The following is a 2,531-nucleotide window of genomic DNA, read 5'->3' as shown; positions in this document are numbered from 1 at the left end:
GCTTCTCGCGGCCGGCCTGCTTGCGGCCTCGCCCCACCTCGTCCTCGCCCAGGCGAAGACATCGCCAAAGGCCGCAACCGCCGGCAGCGAGACCCGATATTTCACCTCGATCGACGGGCTGATGGACGGCAGTGCGGACGTGATCCTCAAGGAGACGCGGCAGGGCAAGGCCGTGACCGCCGCCGTGCTCGACGTCTGCTACCCGGCCGACAAGACCTCCGATCGCAAGGACCGTTTCGTCGTCAACCTCACCGCCAGCGGCCAGAGCCTGAGCGGCACCACGCAGAGCCTCGTCGACAAGCAGCCGGTGGCGGTCAAGCTCACGCAAAAACCCTCCGCCGACAGTTTTGATTTCCGCGGCCAGATCACGGTCGGCACGAGCGTCACCGAGGTCACCTCGTCCGACAATTCCGACATGAGCGAGAAGGAGTTTCAGGACAGCCAGACCGTCGACGACGGCATTTCCGCCGCGCCAAAAACGTTCTCCGACGTCTCTCCGGAGGCGGTCGGCGTCCGCATCAAGCTCGATGCGGCGGCCGAGTTCCTGAAAAGCCTCAAGGGCCAGGACGTCGAGATCGCGCTCAGCAGCCTCGCGGTAACCTGCGATGCGATGCGGGCCGGCGAGCAGACCATCAACCTCACCGTCGATCCCGACCGCGCGAGCGCACTGATCGCCAAGGCCAAGGCGACGCCCGGTGTGGTCAATGCCGGCTGGGTTGCGGGCATCGTCGAGATGGACCGCGCGATCCGCTTTGCCGCCGCCGACTGGCGCGAGGGCGACAAGATCAACCGCGACAAGCTCGCCACGACCATTTCCAACGTGCTCGCCAAGTCGCTTGCGGCAAAACCGGCCGGCGCAAGCTGGAGCCCGATCACCGGCAAGCTAAAGCTGACGTTCAAGCGGCCGAGCCCGCTCTATCCCGCGCTGGAACTGACCGACGTGATCGAGGTGACGGCCCTGGTGTCCCCCGACAAGCCCGGCGGATCCGATTCGTTGATGCTGTGGGTCAGCGCGCCGGTGACGACGACGACCGACGAGTCCGCGGGAGCAAAGCTCAATCTGGTCGACGAATCGACGGCCGACGAGGAGCCCGAGCAGCGCGACGATTCCGGCGCGCTCGGCGCGCTCGCCAAGGAGTTGAAGGGCCAGCGCTGGGACGCCGATAATTCGGTGTGGAAGTAAGTTCTTCACCGCGGTAGGTGTGGTGACACCCAGGCTGCTCGCAACATTAATTCGTGTTGATGTGGAAGCGCAGCGTCTTCGGGCCGATGAACAGCACGAGATCGCCCTGCCGCTTCCAGCTCGCGACGTCCGTGAGCGTAGCGAGCAGGTCATCGTCGGCCTGCGCGCGATCGGCTGGACAGCTCCGCGCCTCGAACGCGCCGGCGACGAAGATCACGCTGCTGCCGGCGACCGAGAACTGTCCCTTGCCGCCCTTGCACCACAGTTCGAGGATGACCTCGCCATTGTCGCCGATGTCGAGGTTGGGAACCCGCTTCGATCCCGGCATGCGCGCCGCGTCGAGCGTCATTTCCATGCCGAACGGAAACCCGTCCTCCGCGCGCGCGATTTCGGAGATTGCAGGCAGCATCAGCAAGGCGAGCGCGGCGACGGCACAGATCGGCTTGAACGGGAGCATTGGTCCTCACTGGAAAAGGATTCGCCGGCGTTTTAGGTGAGCAATGCGAGATTGGCCAGACCTCGCGAAGCGGAATGGATGTCGCTCCACGCCCGCGGTGAGTGGCCCAAGCGAGAGCCCCGCGCTCTTGCGATCGCGGGGCTCTCTCGGGGCGCCTCGACGGCCCTATTTCAGCACCATCGCCGTGAACGGATAGACATAGGCCTGCAGCGTCACGAGCACGCCGACCAGGCAGGCCAGCACGATCGAGTGCAGGAAGACGTAGCGCAGGATCGAGCCCTCATGGCCGTACCAGTTGGTCGCGGTGGAGGCGACGACGATCGACTGCGCGTCGATCATCTTGCCCATCACGCCGCCGGAAGAGTTGGCGGCGGCCATCAGCACCGATGACAGGCCGAGCTGTTCGGAGGTGATCTTCTGCAGGTTGCCGAACAGGATGTTCGAGGCGGTGTCCGATCCGGTCAGCGCCACGCCGAGCCAGCCGAGCAGCGTGCCGAAGAAGGGATACAGCACGCCGGTCGCGGCGAAGGCGAGACCGAGCGTGGCGTCGACACCGGACAGCCGCGTCAAGGTGCCGATCGCCAGCATCGCCGAAATCGTAATCAGCGAATAGCTGACGACGCGGATCGTCGAGCCGTATTCGCGCACCATCCGCACCGGCGAAAAGCCCATCACAAAGCCGGAGATGATCGCCGCGATCAGCATGCCGGTCCCGGTGAACGACATGTAGGTGAAGGCGAACACCGCGCTCTCCGGCGTCGGCTTGGCGGCGACCGGCGGCACCTTGTTGATCATGTTGTGCAGCTCGGGCACCGGGTAGTTCCAGGTGAAGATCCCGTTCGCCCAGGCCTTGAACGCGCCGTTGCCCCAGATCAGCATGATCACGCAGAC

3 protein-coding genes are annotated in these 2,531 nt (G+C 65.2%); 1 reads left to right on the top strand and 2 read right to left on the bottom strand.

Features of this window, described 5'->3' with window-relative positions:
* Positions 1 to 16: 16 nt before the first annotated feature.
* Positions 17 to 1,183: a hypothetical protein gene (locus tag JOZ76_RS11600; protein ID WP_441300019.1), complete on the top strand. Its 1,167-nt coding sequence runs from the start codon at positions 17 to 19 to the stop codon at positions 1,181 to 1,183.
* Between the two features lie 46 nt (positions 1,184 to 1,229).
* On the opposite strand, the gene JOZ76_RS11595 is transcribed toward JOZ76_RS11600, so the two are convergent.
* Both JOZ76_RS11595 and JOZ76_RS11590 read right to left on the bottom strand, forming a co-directional pair.
* On the bottom strand, positions 1,230 to 1,640 hold the full coding sequence (locus JOZ76_RS11595) for an META domain-containing protein (RefSeq protein ID WP_291698766.1): 411 nt from the start codon (positions 1,638 to 1,640) through the stop codon (positions 1,230 to 1,232).
* A gap of 165 nt (positions 1,641 to 1,805) precedes the next feature.
* Positions 1,806 to 2,531: L-lactate permease (locus JOZ76_RS11590; RefSeq protein ID WP_291698765.1), on the bottom strand; the 726-nt coding region annotated here is incomplete at its 5' end.

Source organism: Bradyrhizobium sp., assembly GCF_019244115.1.
In the GTDB taxonomy this organism is placed as follows: domain Bacteria; phylum Pseudomonadota; class Alphaproteobacteria; order Rhizobiales; family Xanthobacteraceae; genus Bradyrhizobium.
The sequence above is the reverse complement of the archived record's forward strand: the minus strand, read 5'-3'. Positions and strand labels throughout refer to the sequence as shown.